Here is an 18,489-nt window from a genome sequence, read left to right as displayed (position 1 = left end):
CACTGTGGAATTACTCCATGTTCTGTTCAAAACGAAGCAAAGGCCTGATATAGTATGCTTTACAGTGTTTTTATCTTTTGATTGTAGTGAGCGAAGATGCGAAGAACTTTGAAGTAAGAAATAGAGCTATTGCTGCTTATTGTGATTTCCGGTCTGTTCAATAAGTTGATTATATTCTTCAAGAGTGTCTATATCTTTTTGCTTTCCCTGCGGGTCTAAGGTTATTGTTGCTGACCGATGTGCGGCTATGACCTGCTTAGCGCCATATTCTTTATTCAGCTGTTGTAATTCATCAAAATGCACGCGATCAAAAATTGCCGGTACTCCCGGACCAGAATTATATGAAGTGGCAACAATCCCTCCCTGTTGTTTATAGGTACTAATTAAAATATCTAAATAACTGGCATCTATCAGCGGCTGGTCTGCAAGCATAAGTAACACTGCGCTGCATTGAGGAATGTTGTCTTTAATGTAACGTATTCCACAACCAATTGAACTGCCCATGCCGGAAGGCCAATCACTATTTTTTAATATCACTACCCCGTCCTGATCTAGATGGTTAACAATTTCTGTAGCATTGGCCCCTGTTACAACAATAACTGAACTGGCCGCAGAAGCCCTGGCGGTATCCATGGCATTGGACAATAGCGTGCCTTTTCTCCAGGGTAAAAGTTGCTTAATTTTTCCCATTCGGGTAGAGGCCCCGGCTGCAAGTATTAGAATACTTATGTTGTTGTTCATCTACTATGAATAGTACCCTTTTTATCTTTTAAAGGAATGGGTTTGTGTTGGCGGACCACCGAAATTATTTCGGAAAGCACCGATATAGCGATTTCCTGAGGAGTTTCAGCTCCAATTCCTATCCCGGCAGGCCCGTGTATACTATCAAAAAAGGCATCCGGAACCTCAGGACTGTGCTCTAAAAATTGCCCGAGTAATTTCTCCCTTCTCAAAGCCGGACCCAGCAGCCCCAGGTATATGGGAGTTATATCTTTAAGACGTAGCAAAAACTTAAGGTCCTTTACAAAGCTGTGGGTCATTAAAATGATCGCCGTCTGGTCATCAATTGTTGCTGTATCAAATTCTTCAGGGGCAACCGGTAAAAATTCATGAGCGCCGGGAAAATCCTTAATCGATTTCTGTTCATCCGGAGGCACAACCACAATTACTTCCCAACCGGTTAATGCGGCATAAGAACATATTTGCACTGCATCGTGTTCTGCACCCATGACAAGCAATCTAAAGCATGGCGACATTTTCTGAGAAAAAACCGCTGTTTGGCCGGAGGCTTCAAATGCTGTTCTAAAGGCTATGGTGGCCTCATTTGTTTTTAGAATAGAACCGTATGCTTTGGATGTACCTTCCTCTTTGTTGTAGTATGATTTAATCTGAAAATCTGCTCTTATATTGATAATATTCCAAAATAACGATATAAAGGTTTCATCGGGGTTGAAAGGTTCTAGTAATATGTATAAAATGCCTTCACAACCCAACCGGTACCTTCCGTCATAAGTCATTACTTTTGGCACCTGGGTTTTGAAAACACTGCTGGCTTGTCTTTTAATCTCCTTCTCAACGCAGCCTCCACTCACCGCTCCAACCATGCTCCCGTCTTCCAGGATCAGCATACTAACTCCCGGCCTTCTGTATGAAGAGCCATCTAAGGCAACTACGGTGGCCAAAGTTGCAGCCATGCCTTTCTCTTTTGCGGCCTGATAGGCCAAAACTATCTTCTTTAATTCATGTGTCATCTTAATAGTGGCTTGTAGTTGAAATAAAAGGTACAACAGCACCTTTTTTGTACTTCTTCAGTGGATCCAATTTTATAAATCCATCAATTTTAGATAGGTTGATCAAATCCCCTGATCCATTCCCTATTATCCTCCTGGCAATATTACATCCTGCTTCCAAATTAATCTTTACACCGAGAAAGCCGGTTAAGTTGGTCTGGTAATCTATTTCTTCCCCTAAAATTACTTGATTATCCTGTACCTCCCCAAGTAAAACCATTTGTAACCAGGGTTTAAAGTAGACATGGTAATTTACGTAGGTAGATACTGGGTTGCCCGGGAATGAAAAAATCACAGTATTGGCCTGCTTATGATAACCAAACCAAAATGGTTTTCCAGGACGTTGCCTTACTTTGTGAAAAATCTTCTCAGTACCAAGCTCATCAAGAATTTCAGGTATGAAATCGAACTTGCCTTTGGAAACACCTCCGCTAAGGAGTAAAACATCCATTTCCTGAATGGCGTATTGTAATTTTTGTCTAATAATATCCTTGTCATCATCTAAATGCAATAACAAAGGCAGTATATTATCCTTGGAAAGAGCCGCATATAGCGTATATGCATTAGACCTTCTTATCTGATAAGGTAGAGGAGTTTCTTTTATTTCCACAAGTTCCTTCCCTGTAGAAATAACTGATATAGCAGGAAGCTTTTTTACATGAACACGCTCTTTCCCTACTGAAGCCATTACCCCTATGACTGCCGGGCTTATAGTTGTGTTTTTTTCAAGAACAACCTCTCCTTTACTAATGTCAGTACCAATGCCGTGAATATTAGCACCTTTTTTGGGAATTTTATGTAATGAAGCCAGGCCATCTTTGATTGATATGTCTTCATACATAACTACCGTATCTGCATCATCCGGAACCATTGCTCCGGTCATAATTTCAATGCAATTTGTACTATTTTCAAGAGGTATGCTAGGAACTCCGGCAGCAAGAGTACCGGCAATACTAAAGGTGGTTTCCCCTTTTTCAATTGCTCCGTAATTTATCGCAATACCATCTTTAGTTGAGCGGTTAAAAGGAGGGAAATGACGGTCTGCTATGATCTCTTCGGCCAAAACACGCCCGAAAGCTTCTTTTATATTAACGCTTTCGGAACCAAAATCGCTGAGCTGATTTATTACCAAATTATATGCTTCTTCAAATGGGATCATTACCAGACTAATTATAACATCACATTTATATGCAATGCATTACTATTATATATGAATGGGCCGGTTAAAGCTATACCAACTTTAAATTACTTAAACAATTTGAAATTACCAATGGTCTATGAATATATATGTGAATACTGGTCCATTCCGCCAATTACATTATAGGTAATGCAATTTGGGAGTGCTTCCTGAAGCAGTAATTGGGCTGTTTGGGACCTTTTGCCAGATTGGCATAAGAGATATACTTCAGCATTGTGATTTATTTCACTTAGCCGGTTTTTAAGTTCTATCAGGGGTATATTCCGTGCATCTTCCACATGTTGTAAATTATATTCTTCAATTGTTCTTACATCGATTATTTGAAGATTTTCTTTTGACGCCAATAATTCCCCAAATTCTTCAGCGGAGATTTGTAGTCCAAAATGGCAAGATGGTGTTTCATAATTCTCCTGCAATACGCCAATATTCAGATTTTCTGGTACTAATGGAAAATTTACTTTTATGAATGAATTATTTAGTCCATTGTATAATAAAAGCACTCCAGTAAGCACCTCGCCTATGTCACTTATAATTTTTATAGCCTCCAAAGCCTGGAGATTTCCAACAATTCCCGGAACAACCCCTAAAACCCCATGTTCACTACAATTTGGAATTTCATCTTCAGAGGGTACTGTTGGGTATAAACATCTGTAAGTTGGCCCTCCTTTGTAGTTAAACACACTTATTTGTGCTTCGAACCCGTGTAGTGCTCCATAAACAAAAGGTTTATTTAGGATTACACATGCATCATTAATTAAATACCTTGTGGGAAAATTATCTGTGGCATCAATTACGATGTCATAATCCGAGATAATTTTTAAAGCGTTATCTCTTACCAGAAAAGTATCATGACCAATTAAAAGGGTGTCGGTATTCTGAGCTTCGAGCTTTTCAAGGCATGCGGCTAATTTAGCTCTACCCACATCATTTTCATCGAAAAGCACTTGTCTTTGCAAATTGGAAATGTCAACAATATCCTGTTCTACTATCCCAAGAGTCCCTACCCCCATTGCGTTCAAATATTGAAGTACAGGAAGTCCCAATCCCCCGGCACCGACAACAAGTACCCTCGCTTTGACCAATTTTTTCTGTGCTTCAGGGCCAAACTCTTTTAATATTGTCTGTCTTATATATCGCTTAGAGTTCATCTCGGAACTAATTTTGACAAGGCTTCTTTATAATCCTCCTCCGAATTAGCGTTAAGTAATCCAAGGTCTTTTTCAGGAACCACCAACTTAACATTACTATTTATAAGATATTTTCTGGGACAACTACTACTGCCATTATCTAAATATCCAATTGCCCCCTTAAGACCTTCAGGTTCCCAAATGGCGGCCAGTGGTTCTGGAAGACCGCTTTGGCTAACGCTAAATGCGGTTGCGTGGCAATTCTGATTCCGCTCTTCCAATAGTTTATTTAGCATGGCCAAATCTATAAATGGAAGATCGCATGCAAGCACCAACCAGGCTACATCAGGGAATTTCCTGTGTGCACTCAATATGCCATTTAACGGACCACGAAATATATTCTCATCTACAATAAGATGATCATCACTTTTAAATTCTTCTTGCTGATCCTCCCGAATACTGTAAAATGTCTTCTTACACAGGGAAGTCAGTAATCCGTAGAGGTAATCTCTTTGAGGGATATCATGATATACTATAGATCCTTTGTCTCTGCCCATACGGGTACTTTTACCACCCGCCAAAACCAAACCGTATACTTCTCGTTCCTTCATCATTTGTTGTTTTGTGGTTTACCCTCCAATGGAGGTCATAGAACTTTGAAAAACGCTACTGTGTTGTTTTTGTGCTTCAAAACCCGTTTTAGCTCTTTTGTTTAGTACCCGAACCAATGCGGATTGAACGCTCTCATTTTCATTGTCGCTCCTCATAAGATCTCGCAAATTAGTTACGGGTTTACCATACAAACACGTAATTACATCCCCAGTGGCAGTAATTCTAAGCCGATTGCAACTACCGCAAAAGGTTCTTGTAAAAGAAGGGATGAGACCAAAAGTACTGGTGTGTCCCTTTATTTTATAATTTATGGAAGTAGAAGTTGGTGGTGAAGGCAATTTCTCAAAATCCGGAAATTCAGTTTTTATGTGTTCAAGTATTTTCTTGTAACTCCAACTAAGGGCATCAAAACTCCTGCTTCCTCCATTAAATGGCATCTCTTCTAAAAAACGCACCGATACGGGATAATGCTTCATAAGTTCCAAAATGGGAATTATATCCTGCGTATTTTGATTTTCCAGAGCGATGAAATTAATTCTGACATTAAAGCCTTCAGTAATTAATCTGATAAGGTTATTGTGTACCGTATCATATAAATCTCTGCGCGTAATACGTTCAAAGGTTTCCCTGTCTATAGCATCCAGGCTTACATTTATATTATTTATTCCTAATGTTTTGAGTTCTGAAATATAGGGCCCAATAAGCGTAGCATTGGTAGTAATAGAAATATCATCAAGGCCATCTAATTCTGTGAGATAGCGAAGTAATACCATCAAATCTTTTCTGACGAATGGCTCCCCACCCGTAATTCTGATCTTGTCTATCCCCTGCTCTACAACAATTTTACTCAGTCTCGATAGTTCCTCTATGGTGAGTAGTTTATCGTTCTTCTCAAAATTTATTCCTTCAGAAGGCATGCAGTAATTACACCGTAAATTACAACGATCTGTAACGGCTAAGCGCAGATAGTTTATTGTTCTATTGTGATTGTCTACCAGCATATTTTCTTAAAAATAATTCATTTATTAACATCCGGAATGTTTGTATCAGGAATGTTCATACAATTTAGTTCTTATCCACCACTTACGGGAGGAATTAATGCAATTTCATCAAAGTTGTCAATTTTAACGCTATCCTTGGCGTAGGCATTATTTACAGCCACTGCCATAGATGAAAGCTTATTTAAACCTGGGTAGGTATTCCCCAGGTAGTTCTTTAATTCCTTGACAGTTTTCAATTTATTAGCACTCGAAATTGGCAGGGATATAGATGAACTTCCGACTATGTCTTTGGTAATTCCAAACAGTAATATCGTCATAGATTATCCAATAATTTCCTTATCCGGCAATGTCATAAGCTCTGGGTATTTTGCAAATGGTTGCTTGTATAATCGTTTGCCGGTTGCAGCTTTTAAGGCATTTGCAATGGCACCTCCTGCAGGTGGTAATGTGGGTTCTCCCAGACCAGTTGGAGCCAATTCGTTTTTAACAAAATGTACTTCTACCTCTGGGGCCTCTTTCATTCTAATTAATCTGTATTTATCAAAATTGGAAGCCAGAGGTGTACCATCTTTAAAATTAAAATCCCCAAACATCGCATGGCCCACTCCATCAATTACGCCACCTTCTGCCTGGTTAGCAGCTCCAAGCGGGTTTACAACTACACCGCAGTCCACCGCACAGGTAATCTTCTTCACTACAGGGGTGCCGTTTTCAATTACTACATCGGCAACTTCCGCAACATGGCTATTATGGCAATAGTAGTTTACAAAGCCCTGATAAACGTTTTCATTCTTCGTACCCCATCCAGACTTTTCTACCGCAAGTTGAATAACATCTTCCATTCGTTTTGGATCGTATTGTATATTCTCGTCGGCATCTGCATCTACTTTTCTTAAAAGATCCAGACGGAACTGTATTTTGTCAACCTCCATCATCTCAGCCAGCTCATCAAAAAAGCTTTGCTCTGCATAGGCCAGGAAATTGGTATATGGGGCTCGCCATGCACCAGTAGTGATACTACTACCATATTTTGCTACATCTACCTGGTAGTTTTCAATTGCTCCGGCAGGAAAAAAATGCGGGATTAAACCATACATATTAGAATTAATAGCAGCTTCCTTTAAATGGTAAGCGCTTACTTTTCCATCTTTAACTGCCGCTTTAATACGATATTTTATCGCAGGTCTATAGATGCCGTCGGCCATATCATCTTCTCTGCTATATACCAGTTTTACCGGCTTTTTTATTGCATCGGAAATTTCTGCGGCTTCAATAACAAAGTCTCCAAACAATCTTCTTCCAAAACCGCCACCCATACGGGTCATTTCTAAATGAATCTCCGAAGGATCTCTCCCAAGTAACCCTGCAACAACCCCGGCCTTCCATGCTGGGGTTTGTATTGGGCCCACCAGATGAACCTTTTCAGTGGTCACATTGGCAAAGAAATTCATGGGCTCTAGGCAATTATGTGGGAGAAAAGGGGATTCATAGGTGCGTTCAAGAACCTGATCTGCAGCCGCAAAGGCTTTTTTTACATCCCCATCTTTACGTAAAGTTTCAAATTTATTACCCTCCAGAAACCCCGTCAATATTTCATCGTGGTCTTCCGTACTTTCAATGGTAGAATCGTCTACCCATTCAGCTTTGATCGCATTCTTCGCTTTCATGGCCTCCCAGGTACTTCTTGCAATTACAGCCACTTTATCACTCCCGGATATTATACTGGAAGCATTCTGGTCTTTTTCCAAAAGTGCCCGAACTTTTTCACCGATTTTCACCACATCTATTACTCCGGGCATTGCCCGGGCTTCAGTATCATCATAGGATGCCAATTTCTTTCCAAAGGCAGGTGGCCTTACTACGGCGGCATATACCATTCCGTCTACCTTATAATCCAGGCCATAAAGTGGCTTCCCAGTGACAATCTTATCTATATCGACATTTTTGATGTCTGTCCCAATAATTTTAAAATCTTTTATCTCCTTCAGAGTTACCTCTTCAGGGACTTCCAGAGCAGCAGCATCATTAACCACATCTCCATAACCCAGGGTTTCTCCCTTACTATTGGTAATTATGCCTTCACTTGTAGTACATTCGGAAGGAGCTACTCCCCATCTGGCGGCCGCAGCATTCACAAGCATCTGTCTGGCTGTAGCTCCAGTTTTTCGTAAGGGCTCCCAGCCATGTCTGATAGACTGGCTCCCTCCTGCTACCTGGCGAGTATAGTTTTCAGTGTCTAGCACTCCTTGTTCTACATAGACATTTTTCCAGGCAACATCTAACTCTTCGGCAATGATCATTGGCATTGAAGTTTTTACTCCCTGGCCTATTTCCGGGTTGGGTGAAAATATAGTCACCGCACCGTTGTCTGCAATTTTAATAAAGGCATTGAAATCGTTATAATTAAGGCTCGCAAGATCTACCGGGGGTGCTGCATTAGGTTTGCAGGCATTAAAAAGGTTAAAGCCAATTAGTAAACCGCCACTGGCAAGTGAACTGGTACGCATAAAGGCCCTCCTACTAAATTTTTGTGATGCTATTGAAGTTGACATTAGTTTTAATTTTTTTGATTAGGCTATCCCATTTTGGATGCAGCAATTTCTACTGCCTTATATATTCTCTGATAAGATGCACATCTGCAAATATTTCCATGCATTGCATTCTTAATCTCTTCTTCGCTGGGGCTTGCATTTTTCTCTAAAAATGCAGAAGCGGTCATAATCTGACCTGCCTGACAATAGCCACATTGTGGCACGTCTACTTCTTTCCAGGCTTCCTGTACAGGATGTGTTCCGTTATCCGACAGGCCTTCAATTGTGGTGATGGCCTTGCTCTCTACCTGTGCTACTGTAAGGGAACAGCTCCTTACTGCTTCACCATCCAGGTGTACAGTACAAGCTCCACATTGAGCTATTCCACAGCCGTATTTGGTTCCTACCAGATCCAAATGATCCCGAAGTACCCAAAGGAGGGGCGTGTCTTCACTAACCTCTACCGATTTTGAGGTACCATTGACTTTTAATTGATACGTTGGCATATGCGTTGTTTTTGTTGTTTTAATTGATCTCTGAGAATCTTTTCTAAAGTTATCAAAAATCAATAGAAATCAGTTGGCTTTAACAATTTGTTAAACGTTAAAATACTAATTGGCACGTGTTATCTTATCTCGTATTGATCGCCAGCTAACCAAAATAATATTTTGTTCTTTCAGAATTTTGGCACATTCCGGACTATTGAAGAAGTCGTAATCTGCCTGCCTCCAGGCCGCACCCCAGCCGGGATGATCTATTGTCACTGCCTTCATTTCTGCATCGTCATAGGCCAAATGAATCAATAAACAGTTTAGTCCGGACTGCAGTTTTTCCAAAACGGAAGTATAGTATTGGTCCATACCTTTTTGAAAATCTCCAGGTGATGCTGAATAAATGGCATCTACCACTGCGGTATTTTCGGTAAGCAACTCTTTTATTTGCGGATGTTCTATACTGTAGATTCTGGAATCTAGTAATACAGGAAGTCTAAATTCAGCTGCTACTTTCATGTATGCCGCCGTGAAGTCCGGGGTGCTGACTGCCGCCCCCATATGAGCATCCAGATGGGTCACATCTATTCCTGCTTTATATGCTTTCTTTACCTGATTTCTTAATTCGTATTCTACTTCATCAGCCACACCAGAGGTGACAAGGCTGTCTACCAAAGCATAGAAGTATCCATTTTTATTGACCAGGCTGCTCACTTTGTCCAGCGAGCTAACGGGGCCCCATTTATAATGTTTCCATTCGCTGTTCAGGGTAAGATGCAGCCCTAAATCTGTTGATTTGTTCTTTCTGGCATAAGCAGCAATTTCTTCGAACCATGGACAGGGGACCATAATACTTGCAGAATTCACCGGGCCATTTGCTAAGGATTTTATGCTGGCTGCATTTTCCGAGTGCGTAACGCCCAGATCATCGGCATGTATAATCAACAATTTAGCATCAGCGTCATATCCCAGTCGTTCCGCAACACTTTTCTGCTGTGATCTTGTCAGGGAGCCAACAAAAATTAAAAAGCAAAGTAACATCCATTTTTTACTCATAAGTTATCAGGGATTATCTAGTTTGTATTCTCGCTGTTAAACTACGAAATTATGCAATTAGGGCTTTAACAAGATTTAACAAAGTTTTTAAATCCTCTGATAATTTTAGGCCTAATTCTTCGTTCTGATGGTTGAACAGAAAAACCATATGAACATGAAATCTCTTTTAAAAGTCTTTTCCATTTGTTGTTTTGTTGCATTGGCTATCTCCTGTGGCAATGCAGATGATGATGTAAATTTTGATCTTAACCTTGGCAGTCTTGGGGAAGGTAAACCGGTAGATGAATGTCTTAATCTCGGTGAAAATGACCTGGTTTTGTCTATTCAGGATCAGTATACAACTTTACCAGGGAAGGTATCCATTTTCTTTAAAGTCTCCGATACACAGGGAAAACCGGTTCCCGGACTATCAGCATCTCAATTCACTATATATGAACAGGGAAGGAATGACGATTGCTTTAATACCATATCTACCTCTGAATCTCTGGCAAGAATATCCCCTAATTCTCAAATTTTCAACAATAATACCCTCCTGGTACTCGATTTAAGCAATAGTGTCTTGAGCAGTAGTTTAAGCCAGTTAAAAACGGCAACCATCAGTTTTATTAATAATGTAATGCCTGCAGTGGCAGACGAATCCTTTAAAATGGCTATTTATTGGTTTGACGGGGAGGATGAACTGCACTTGCTGAACGACCTGACTACTTCAAAGAATGAACTTACGGCGGCTGTGGAAGGCATAGATGAAAATATTAGTAATGACCCATCTACCGATCTTTATGGTGCTGTGATAAAATCTGTGAATATTGCAGAAGATCTTTTGGCATCCAGCAATAGCAATGAAATTATCGGGGCTGCTTCAGTGGTGGTTTTTACGGATGGAACAGATCAGGCATCAAGATATACAGAGGCTTCTGCGCTTAAAAAAGTAAATGAAGCAAATCCTAATATTTCTTTCTTTACTATAGGACTGGGTGGCGAAATAGATACCCAGGTATTAACCGACATTGGTAAGACCTTTAGTGTATTTGCCGGGAACGAAGAGGAACTGGAAACTACATTTAATGATATCTCACTAAGAGTTTCTGAACAGGCCAATAGTTTTTATCTTTTTGAGTATTGCAGTCCCAAAAGGGATGGAAGTGGTGAAAACAACCTGGCTATACAGGTAATTGACGGAAGCCGGCAAGGTGCAGTACAAACAAAGTTTGATGCCAAAGGTTTTACTGGAGGATGTGAGTAAATCACAGGGTTTCAAGAATATCATATTAAAGGAGGATCTGACATGATCCTCCTTTTTTTTGTGCCATTCATCGTAAAAAAACATTTCAGAGTAGGGTTTTTGGCACCTTTCTTGTTTTATACACAGAAACACCAAACAAGTAACAACCCACATCCTAAAGACAGATAACCAAAGTTTAATGTAAAGAAGAGAAATTATGGATGTAATCAACGAGATTATTCAGAAAAGTGCCTTAGGATCAATGTCTAAGTTGTACAAAAGTTTAGTACTATTAGTATTTTCGTCAATAGTGTTTATTTTAATGTCAATGATCATATTCATGGTCATGAACGCTTCAAACCTGACGTTTAGCTATGGATACTAGGTGTTCAGGGGCTTATCCCCTAACCCTGAAGATATATATATAAATGCGCTCTTAATAGTCCGGAGCGCATTTTTTTTTGACTTAACGATATATCATTGCATTTTTAAACTCCCCGTAAGAACGTTTAAGATCGTCTTGAGACAAATTAATCAAAAAGCCATTAATTACCGCATATTTATTCACCCCGTCTTTTTGTAAAAGAAAACTTGGATTCATCCCCAATCCAATTCTGAATTCGGGTAATTCAAAGTCCTTCCCCACTACATTTATTGGTGAAGGAGAATTCAATGCTTTCTCAGGAATTTTGGCTACCCTAACGTAAATATGCCCTGATTTTAGCATATCAATACTATTCAATGATTCCAGATCATTTAATGAATTTAAGGTTTTGGGGTAAATACTCCCCTGTTTAACAGTATACCCTCTCGCATTGAAGTTTTCATAACCATAGTAAGTAGACAAATCTCCCTGATCAATGATTCTGCTGCTATACCAGAAATCCTTGTGGTCTTCTAACTCCACTTCCAATCTATGTATGCCCAGATCCAATATGTATTCACTTCCTAGTAATTCATAAGTAACCCCTTCAATTTTAAGATCGAATAATTTCCGGTCGTTCTCAGGTATATTGTCATAATCTGCAATAGCAATTTCTTTATAGTTGCCTTTGGCGATGGTATAAATCGCCGATAGAATAGAAACATAATTGAGCTTCCTTATTTCCTGCTTTTCCACATCACCGGGATACCCGCCAGATTCTATTAGTATAGTACTTGTCCCCCATTTCTGGATATTATCACCAAAGGCCCTGGGTTCAAAATCGTCGTTATATTTCCCTACCTGACCTGGGGCATACTTCTGAATGATATTGTTCATAAATGCGATTACCTTCATGGCATTGCCACGAACCTCATTAATGTCTTTTTCGTAATTATATGCTGGTGCCAGATAAGAGATCGTTGCTGGTTTCTCTGTACGCTCGGCATTGTAATAAGTGCTCTGATCATGCAGGTTGAAACCAAAGTCGGCTTCCAGGCTGTCTCTAACCCTCTTCAATGCCCGGCTTTCCGGAGATTGTAACCTAAGGGCATCCCTGTTTATATCTACTCCAAGGCTATTTCTTCGCTGAAATACTTCCGCCCCATCCGGGTTTAGCATGGGTAAAAAATGCAGTGTGAGATTATTTAATATTTCTTGTTTTTCGGCATCGAAATCCGGGCTTCTAAGAAAATTAAGTATATCAAATATGGCCTGTGTAGCCGTGGGTTCATTCCCGTGCATCTGCGACCATAAAAAAACATCTGTTTGCCCTGATCCTGTTGAAATCAAAGACAAACTCCTGCCTTCAATAGAGGTGCCTACTTGCTTTACTGTAAAGTCAACATCTTGTTTAATTGCCTCTATAAGGGGCTGCAGATCCAGATGCTTTATCCTTCTTTTACCTATAGATTCCTCCTTATACTTATCATAAGTCTCATAAAGAGAGCTGGTTATGTCCTCTTGTTGCGCAAAACAACTCGTGCTCAATAAAATAGATAAACCTATGCTTAGTACATTATTCTTCATATGAGATATTATTATTTGGTATGGGTTTAAAATTAAGTCTTTTAGATGCCTTGCGAACCTTTTTCATAAAGTCTTCCCCGGGATCTGTCTTCTCGGTTCTATAGTTGTTATCTTTTTCTAACCAAAGTTCGTGCCCAACAAAATTGGTATACTCATAATGGCCGATTAAATAATCTATATCGTAATTAGATTTCAGATAGTCTACCAACCAAATATTGGCTTTTAGTTGTGCTTTGGTAAGCGGTAATTCTTCGGTTCCGCCAACATTTTCTACCCCTATTGCACAGTGATTGAGACCAATTACATGCCTGGCCATCGTAGTTTCCGGCATTAATCTGTAAATGGTACCATCTCTGTTAACCAAATAATGTGCAGAGACGTTGAGGCCACTTATTGTTTGTACGTACTCCCTCCAACCTGCAATCTTGGGGTCATTAAAAACATCAAAAGAGCCTTCAAATGTTGGGATGACCGTCCAATGAAGCACTATCATTTTTGGTTCAATTTCCGGGGTGTCCTGTTCCAGGCCATAACGATCGGACATATACTCCAGGGTAAGAGCAGTTCTTTCTTCATCAAAAATTATTGGTTTATCAATAATCTCTTTGGTTACAGCACATGAGATGAAACATATCGGAAGAAACAGGATGAATATACGCTTCATTGGCAGATAATATAATATTCAAAAATACAATTCACTCTTTAATGGGGACCAAATTACTGCTATCCTTTTTTACTGCGAATTGAATCTTCAATTTTTTTTTACCCCAGGTCTTTGCAGCTGCAATATCCTTGCCCATGTAGATATCTATCCTATTTTTCCATCTGAAGTGCATTTTATCTTTGACAAGGAAAATGCCTTCAAATCCTTCAATCTTTACTTTGGCATTATGGTGGAGGCCTATGCCTATCAAATCCCGGGATACGGCTATACATTTCATCCCAGGATTCAGGGTATCTCCCCATGCTGCAATAGACGGATTGGCATCGGTCTGACCGGGAAGACTATTAAAGGCAGAGGCTGTTACCTCTAAAGTTTGCCATATAATTTGTTCTTTTTCCGGCTGACGGCATTGGGCAAGAAGAAGTAGAAAAGAACTAAATAACAAAACAGACCCTCTCCTGATACAAATTAAACTGTAAGGCGAAGACGATGTTTTTATTACCAGCAATATCTTGCTCATATTACTATCTTAGTGTTAATAAAATTAAGGGTAAATATTTTAATCCTTCCATTCTAGTCATTTGCTATGAAAAAAAAGAAATTAATAAAACGAGCAATTCTTACCATCCTCCTGCTTTTTATAGGCATTGCCACCTATAATTACCCAAAGTTGAACATAATATCCGGATACGCAGCCAAGAACATGGCTTCGAGCGTATTTATGGCTGCCCGCAGTCAACAAAGTATTGAAGAGAATGATAATAATGTCCCATTAATTAAACTGGCAAAAACATCGGTTTACCCTGAACAACATAAGGCTTCAGCTACTGTTTTTGGTTTGATGAAAAGGCAAGCGAATTATCGCGAAGGCCTGGGTTGTGTTCTCGTTAATGATGATTATGTTGCCGATGCTACTTACCTAACACCACAGCGGTTTCATTTGGCAAGTGATTTACCTTTCCCCTATGGATCAGGGCCAGCGAAAGACAGTGTATTTGCTAATATCGATTACAACTTGCTTCATAAAACGATAGACAAGGCTTTCTCACAGCCCGATGTTCAAAAAACCAGAACGGTTCTTATAGCCTATAAGGACCATATCATAGCAGAAAACTATTTGGAAGGATTTACAAAAGACACACCTATTCTGGGATGGTCCATGACCAAGAGTGTGCTGGCCACCTGTTATGGGATATTAGAGTACCAGAAGCGATTGAATGTCAAAACCTATAAGCCTTTTGTTATCCATAAGCTGGATGAAGACTCCGGGAGTGATTCTAAAAAAGAAATTACGCTTAACCACCTTTTAAGAATGCAGAGTGGTTTGGAATGGGATGAAGATTATAGCCGCATTTCTGACGTAACAAGGATGCTTTTTTTAGATGAAGATATGACGATTGGTCAGGGTAAAAAACCCATGATTGGTGCTCCCGGCGAAATTTGGAATTATTCATCCGGAACTTCCAATTTCCTTTCCGGAATATTGAGGAAAGAATTTAAAACGTATCAGGAATACCTGGACTTTCCCTATGGGGAGTTGATAGATAAAATTGGAATGAATTCGATGCTGATTGAGGCAGATATGAGTGGAAATTATGTAGGATCGTCATACGGGTGGGCCAGTACCAGGGATTGGGCCAAATTTGGATTGCTCTATTTGCATAAGGGGGATTGGAACGGAAACAGAATTTTTGCCCCGGAATGGGTAGATTATGTATCCAAACCTACAGCACTCTCCGATGGCACCTACGGAGCCCATTTCTGGCTGAACGCTGAAGGGAAGTATCCCGGGGTTCCCAAAGATCTTTTCTCAGCTAATGGATATCAGGGACAGTATGTGTTTATTATCCCATCCAAAGACCTGGTAATAGTCAGGACGGGGCTTGCCGAGCCACCTGATTTTGATTTAAATGCATTTCTAAAAGGAATTGTAGACGCCATAGATTAACTATTCCAGGATGGCATGGCCAAAACTAACAGAGAATTCTACACACCAAACCAGCACGTAGTTATGGGTTTCAAAATCTATCCCTGACGGAACATCATAAATATAATCACCCTCTAACCCCTGCAATTCTCCCAGAGTGGTATATTCGGTGGCTTGTAAGTCGTTGGCGATATACAATTCAAGAATAGGCCCGTCATCCGATCTAAAATCCTTTATCATCAATTCTGTTCTTTCTGCATTTACAGTCACAGTACCACTTGTAGGGTGCGCCCCGTCCATAAATTCTCCCATTATTGGAGCAGCAGCATCGCTATCCTCCGGGTTATCGGCTGGTTCATTCATCATCTCCGTTGCCGAAGGGGTATCACTTACACTATCCGATCCGGATTTGGAGCAGGCCATTATAAAACTCAGGAGTACCAGGTACAACAGCTTCTTTTTCATACAATCATTGTCTCTATATCGGTATAAACTGCACTATACCGATCATTCAGATACCGCTATTAGTATCATTTACAGCTAAATATACCCTTCAGATATCACAAAACCGTAACAATACCACAAAAACTAAGCGTTTCACAACAATAATTTCCCGAGAAGGCCTATGGATTGTAAGTTTACTATGTAATAATCAAGGAGTTAATTTTTTCATTTTCATATAGTGTTCTCGTAAAAGAGCCCTCATCCAAAAGATAGGGCTCTTTTTAGTTTATACCATACATTGCTAACTGTTTACTGAATCAAGGAATCCAATTGTCTTTGCCAAAATTAGGTTTTCTCTTTTCCAGAAATGCATTTCTCCCTTCCTTGGCTTCTTCTGTCATATAAGCCAGTCTTGTAGCCTCTCCGGCGAATACTTGTTGGCCTACCATGCCATCATCCGTAAGGTTCATTGCAAATTTTAGCATTTTTATCGATGTCGGTGATTTCTCTAGTATTTCCTGTGCCCATTGAAAAGCAGTGGCTTCCAATTCGTCGTGCGGAATTATGGCATTAACCATGCCCATTTCATATGCCTCCTGTGCTGAGTAATTTCTGCCTAAAAAGAAGATCTCCCTGGCTTTCTTCTGACCCACCATTTTGGCAAGATAGGCAGAGCCATACCCTCCGTCAAAACTGGTGACATCTGCATCGGTTTGCTTAAATATCGCATGTTCTTTACTGGCCAGGCTAAGATCACAGACAACGTGCAAACTATGCCCCCCTCCTACTGCCCAACCGGGGACAACAGCAATTACCACTTTGGGCATAAAACGTATCAATCGTTGTACTTCCAGAATATTTAATCGATGCATCCCATCTTCACCGACATAGCCTTTATGTCCACGGGCCTTTTGATCTCCACCGCTGCAAAAAGCATAGACACCATCTTTGGATGAGGGTCCTTCTGCAGAAAGTAGCACCACACCTATGGAAGTGTCTTCCTGGGCGTCATAAAATGCCTGATAGAGTTCAGAAGTTGTTTTGGGTCTGAAAGCATTGCGAACATCTGGCCTGTTAAAAGCAATTCTTGCCACTCCATCACATTTTTTATATGTGATATCTTCAAATTCCTTTGCAACTTTCCAATCTGGTGTATTCATGGTTGATTATCTTATTAGATTAAAGATAGGATTCTTTGACATAATCTGCCACATTAATTAAATTCAAGTGTTTTTGGCTGTTATCCATTTGGCAAGGTACATACTGGCAGCCATGGTATGATGCATTAACATTGCCCCGGTGAAATTCTGAATTCTGTGTTGGGATAAATTGGTTTGCAAATGTACTATTGCCTTATTAAGCGATGTGTAATGGACCGACTTGTTGAATTGTTGGTTAATAGCATTTAGCCCTTTGAGCTGTATGGCAGACCATTGTCTTTTATTGGTATATAGATCAATGGCCTGCTTTGCAAATTCCATGGCATCGTCATTTGCACATCCCTGGTTTTGAAAATATCCCGAAATGCCCTCGGCACCCACTTTAGTTGCAACATTAGGAGTGCCTTGCCGCATCGCCAGGACAAGCTTCCCTTTTATTCCTGCCCCATATCTCAAAGGGGCAAGGTTTACTTTTGCTCGGGACATAGACATATTTGCATCTTCAGCCCATCCTTTTACGATGAATCCTTCTGTCTGGTGGTTGAATTGCTTTACGGCTTGCGGTAAATAGGCACCGTAAATATGCAGTTGGGTCGCGGGCAGTGCTTCTTTTATCAATGGCCAGATTTCCATTTTTAACCATTTTATGGCATCTACGTTCGGTGGATGTTTTCCTGTTCCTATAAAAACAAAATGTTCTCTTTCTTCAAATGGAAGCCAATCTTTAGTTTCCTCCACTTCAAGAGGGTCTAGCATATATGGAAGGTATAGTAACTGAGATGCGGGAATTCCGAGTTCTTTTGTGAGCAATTGCATCTCGTACTCAGAAATTATCAACGACAGGTCGCAACGATATATAGCAGCAACTTCTCGTATGGTATGTTGGTGTTGTCTCCACAATTTGTTGGTAAAGACTGTTTGCTTCTCCAGGGCCTGCTTGCGCGCTAATCGCAGGGAATGCAAGTCTTCCGTATCGAGTATTTTTATAGCATTGGGTGCAAATTCTGTTACACGCCATCCAAACTGTTCTTCGGTAATAAACCTGTCAAAAACTACAATATCCGGTTTTAGCTGCTGCAGATAGGTATCAAAACTTTGATCATTTAATAATAGCTTAATGCTTTGGACACCAAGTTGATCTAAATCGGCTCCCTTATCTATGTTATTGGCAGTACTACCAAAACTAATGCTATATCCATGAGTTAAAAAAAACTGGATTAGCTGCATCATTCTCCCCCCGGCTGCAGTAGCCTTAGGTTCTGGCCAGGTATGGCCAATTATCAGGACCTTTAAATCCTCCATATTAGTGGTAGTG

18 protein-coding genes are annotated in these 18,489 nt (G+C 40.2%); 2 read left to right on the top strand and 16 right to left on the bottom strand.

The genetic code is table 11. From position 1 onward, the window contains the following. Nucleotides 1–126: 126 nt before the first annotated feature. The 10 genes from J1G40_RS03130 to J1G40_RS03085 form a co-directional block, all read right to left on the bottom strand. Nucleotides 127–741, bottom strand: coding sequence for an NTP transferase domain-containing protein (locus tag J1G40_RS03130; RefSeq protein ID WP_265240899.1), 615 nt, complete (start codon nucleotides 739–741; stop codon nucleotides 127–129). Then, the gene (locus J1G40_RS03125; protein WP_265240897.1) at nucleotides 738–1,751 is read right to left on the bottom strand and encodes an XdhC family protein; all 1,014 of its coding nucleotides are present in this window, start codon (nucleotides 1,749–1,751) and stop codon (nucleotides 738–740) included. The genes J1G40_RS03130 and J1G40_RS03125 overlap by 4 nt, the downstream gene beginning before the upstream one ends. 1 nt (nucleotide 1,752) lies before the next feature. After that, nucleotides 1,753–2,949 (bottom strand): molybdopterin molybdotransferase MoeA, encoded by a 1,197-nt coding sequence (locus tag J1G40_RS03120; protein ID WP_265240895.1) that lies wholly within the window; start codon nucleotides 2,947–2,949, stop codon nucleotides 1,753–1,755. Between the two features lie 116 nt (nucleotides 2,950–3,065). Continuing rightward, the gene (locus J1G40_RS03115; protein ID WP_265240894.1) at nucleotides 3,066–4,136 is read right to left on the bottom strand and encodes a HesA/MoeB/ThiF family protein; all 1,071 of its coding nucleotides are present in this window, start codon (nucleotides 4,134–4,136) and stop codon (nucleotides 3,066–3,068) included. Beyond that, on the bottom strand, nucleotides 4,133–4,729 hold the full coding sequence (locus tag J1G40_RS03110) for an NTP transferase domain-containing protein (protein WP_321160189.1): 597 nt from the start codon (nucleotides 4,727–4,729) through the stop codon (nucleotides 4,133–4,135). The genes J1G40_RS03115 and J1G40_RS03110 overlap by 4 nt, the downstream gene beginning before the upstream one ends. A 15-nt stretch (nucleotides 4,730–4,744) precedes the next feature. Further along, nucleotides 4,745–5,728 carry a GTP 3',8-cyclase MoaA gene (gene moaA / locus J1G40_RS03105; protein ID WP_265240892.1) on the bottom strand — a complete coding sequence of 328 codons (984 nt, stop codon included), beginning with the start codon at nucleotides 5,726–5,728 and terminating at the stop codon, nucleotides 4,745–4,747. 71 nt (nucleotides 5,729–5,799) lie between these two features. Then, complete coding sequence (locus tag J1G40_RS03100; protein WP_265240890.1) at nucleotides 5,800–6,045, bottom strand: MoaD/ThiS family protein; 246 nt, start codon at nucleotides 6,043–6,045, stop codon at nucleotides 5,800–5,802. A gap of 3 nt (nucleotides 6,046–6,048) precedes the next feature. Then, complete coding sequence (locus J1G40_RS03095; RefSeq protein ID WP_265240888.1) at nucleotides 6,049–8,280, bottom strand: xanthine dehydrogenase family protein molybdopterin-binding subunit; 2,232 nt, start codon at nucleotides 8,278–8,280, stop codon at nucleotides 6,049–6,051. Nucleotides 8,281–8,303: 23 nt separating this feature from the next. Then, nucleotides 8,304–8,765: a (2Fe-2S)-binding protein gene (locus J1G40_RS03090; RefSeq protein WP_265240886.1), complete on the bottom strand. Its 462-nt coding sequence runs from the start codon at nucleotides 8,763–8,765 to the stop codon at nucleotides 8,304–8,306. Between the two features lie 105 nt (nucleotides 8,766–8,870). Next, complete coding sequence (locus J1G40_RS03085) at nucleotides 8,871–9,806, bottom strand: polysaccharide deacetylase family protein (protein WP_265240884.1); 936 nt, start codon at nucleotides 9,804–9,806, stop codon at nucleotides 8,871–8,873. A 154-nt stretch (nucleotides 9,807–9,960) separates the two neighbouring features. Between J1G40_RS03085 and J1G40_RS03080 the strand changes: the two genes are divergently transcribed. Beyond that, complete coding sequence (locus tag J1G40_RS03080) at nucleotides 9,961–11,049, top strand: vWA domain-containing protein (RefSeq protein ID WP_265240882.1); 1,089 nt, start codon at nucleotides 9,961–9,963, stop codon at nucleotides 11,047–11,049. A gap of 445 nt (nucleotides 11,050–11,494) precedes the next feature. On the opposite strand, the gene J1G40_RS03075 is transcribed toward J1G40_RS03080, so the two are convergent. Genes J1G40_RS03075 through J1G40_RS03065 form a run of 3 tightly spaced genes read right to left on the bottom strand, consistent with a single transcriptional unit; the run spans nucleotide 11,495 to nucleotide 14,163 of the window. After that, nucleotides 11,495–12,979: a M14 metallopeptidase family protein gene (locus J1G40_RS03075; RefSeq protein ID WP_265240880.1), complete on the bottom strand. Its 1,485-nt coding sequence runs from the start codon at nucleotides 12,977–12,979 to the stop codon at nucleotides 11,495–11,497. Next, nucleotides 12,969–13,643, bottom strand: coding sequence for an N-acetylmuramoyl-L-alanine amidase (locus tag J1G40_RS03070; protein ID WP_265240878.1), 675 nt, complete (start codon nucleotides 13,641–13,643; stop codon nucleotides 12,969–12,971). The genes J1G40_RS03075 and J1G40_RS03070 overlap by 11 nt, the downstream gene beginning before the upstream one ends. A gap of 31 nt (nucleotides 13,644–13,674) precedes the next feature. Next, nucleotides 13,675–14,163 carry a hypothetical protein gene (locus tag J1G40_RS03065; protein ID WP_321160188.1) on the bottom strand — a complete coding sequence of 163 codons (489 nt, stop codon included), beginning with the start codon at nucleotides 14,161–14,163 and terminating at the stop codon, nucleotides 13,675–13,677. A 66-nt stretch (nucleotides 14,164–14,229) separates the two neighbouring features. Between J1G40_RS03065 and J1G40_RS03060 the strand changes: the two genes are divergently transcribed. Beyond that, nucleotides 14,230–15,591: a serine hydrolase domain-containing protein gene (locus J1G40_RS03060; protein WP_265240876.1), complete on the top strand. Its 1,362-nt coding sequence runs from the start codon at nucleotides 14,230–14,232 to the stop codon at nucleotides 15,589–15,591. On the opposite strand, the gene J1G40_RS03055 is transcribed toward J1G40_RS03060, so the two are convergent. The 3 genes from J1G40_RS03055 to J1G40_RS03045 all read right to left on the bottom strand — a co-directional run bounded on the left by J1G40_RS03055 (nucleotide 15,592) and on the right by J1G40_RS03045 (nucleotide 18,476). After that, on the bottom strand, nucleotides 15,592–16,035 hold the full coding sequence (locus J1G40_RS03055) for a DM13 domain-containing protein (protein ID WP_265240874.1): 444 nt from the start codon (nucleotides 16,033–16,035) through the stop codon (nucleotides 15,592–15,594). A gap of 296 nt (nucleotides 16,036–16,331) precedes the next feature. Continuing rightward, nucleotides 16,332–17,174, bottom strand: coding sequence for a 1,4-dihydroxy-2-naphthoyl-CoA synthase (locus J1G40_RS03050; protein WP_265240872.1), 843 nt, complete (start codon nucleotides 17,172–17,174; stop codon nucleotides 16,332–16,334). 63 nt (nucleotides 17,175–17,237) lie between these two features. Beyond that, nucleotides 17,238–18,476 (bottom strand): glycosyltransferase, encoded by a 1,239-nt coding sequence (locus tag J1G40_RS03045; RefSeq protein ID WP_265240870.1) that lies wholly within the window; start codon nucleotides 18,474–18,476, stop codon nucleotides 17,238–17,240. Between the last annotated feature and the right edge of the window lie 13 nt (nucleotides 18,477–18,489).

This window comes from Muriicola sp. Z0-33 (assembly GCF_026126425.1).
Taxonomy (GTDB): domain Bacteria; phylum Bacteroidota; class Bacteroidia; order Flavobacteriales; family Flavobacteriaceae; genus JAFMPW01.
Note: the sequence above shows the minus strand (reverse complement) of the source record. Positions and strands in the feature narration are given on the sequence as shown.

Coding starts and splice junctions, on each gene's coding strand:
- J1G40_RS03100 (WP_265240890.1), bottom strand. CDS start 6,045: ATGACGATATTACTGTTTGGAATTACCAAAGACATAGTCGGAAGTTCA.
- J1G40_RS03115 (WP_265240894.1), bottom strand. CDS start 4,136: ATGAACTCTAAGCGATATATAAGACAGACAATATTAAAAGAGTTTGGC.
- J1G40_RS03060 (WP_265240876.1), top strand. CDS start 14,230: ATGAAAAAAAAGAAATTAATAAAACGAGCAATTCTTACCATCCTCCTG.
- J1G40_RS03125 (WP_265240897.1), bottom strand. CDS start 1,751: ATGACACATGAATTAAAGAAGATAGTTTTGGCCTATCAGGCCGCAAAA.
- J1G40_RS03050 (WP_265240872.1), bottom strand. CDS start 17,174: ATGAATACACCAGATTGGAAAGTTGCAAAGGAATTTGAAGATATCACA.
- J1G40_RS03070 (WP_265240878.1), bottom strand. CDS start 13,643: ATGAAGCGTATATTCATCCTGTTTCTTCCGATATGTTTCATCTCATGT.
- J1G40_RS03090 (WP_265240886.1), bottom strand. CDS start 8,765: ATGCCAACGTATCAATTAAAAGTCAATGGTACCTCAAAATCGGTAGAG.
- J1G40_RS03055 (WP_265240874.1), bottom strand. CDS start 16,035: ATGAAAAAGAAGCTGTTGTACCTGGTACTCCTGAGTTTTATAATGGCC.
- J1G40_RS03085 (WP_265240884.1), bottom strand. CDS start 9,806: ATGAGTAAAAAATGGATGTTACTTTGCTTTTTAATTTTTGTTGGCTCC.
- J1G40_RS03075 (WP_265240880.1), bottom strand. CDS start 12,979: ATGAAGAATAATGTACTAAGCATAGGTTTATCTATTTTATTGAGCACG.
- J1G40_RS03120 (WP_265240895.1), bottom strand. CDS start 2,949: ATGATCCCATTTGAAGAAGCATATAATTTGGTAATAAATCAGCTCAGC.
- J1G40_RS03045 (WP_265240870.1), bottom strand. CDS start 18,476: ATGGAGGATTTAAAGGTCCTGATAATTGGCCATACCTGGCCAGAACCT.
- J1G40_RS03110 (WP_321160189.1), bottom strand. CDS start 4,729: ATGATGAAGGAACGAGAAGTATACGGTTTGGTTTTGGCGGGTGGTAAA.
- J1G40_RS03065 (WP_321160188.1), bottom strand. CDS start 14,163: ATGAGCAAGATATTGCTGGTAATAAAAACATCGTCTTCGCCTTACAGT.
- J1G40_RS03095 (WP_265240888.1), bottom strand. CDS start 8,280: ATGTCAACTTCAATAGCATCACAAAAATTTAGTAGGAGGGCCTTTATG.
- J1G40_RS03130 (WP_265240899.1), bottom strand. CDS start 741: ATGAACAACAACATAAGTATTCTAATACTTGCAGCCGGGGCCTCTACC.
- J1G40_RS03080 (WP_265240882.1), top strand. CDS start 9,961: ATGAAATCTCTTTTAAAAGTCTTTTCCATTTGTTGTTTTGTTGCATTG.
- moaA (WP_265240892.1), bottom strand. CDS start 5,728: ATGCTGGTAGACAATCACAATAGAACAATAAACTATCTGCGCTTAGCC.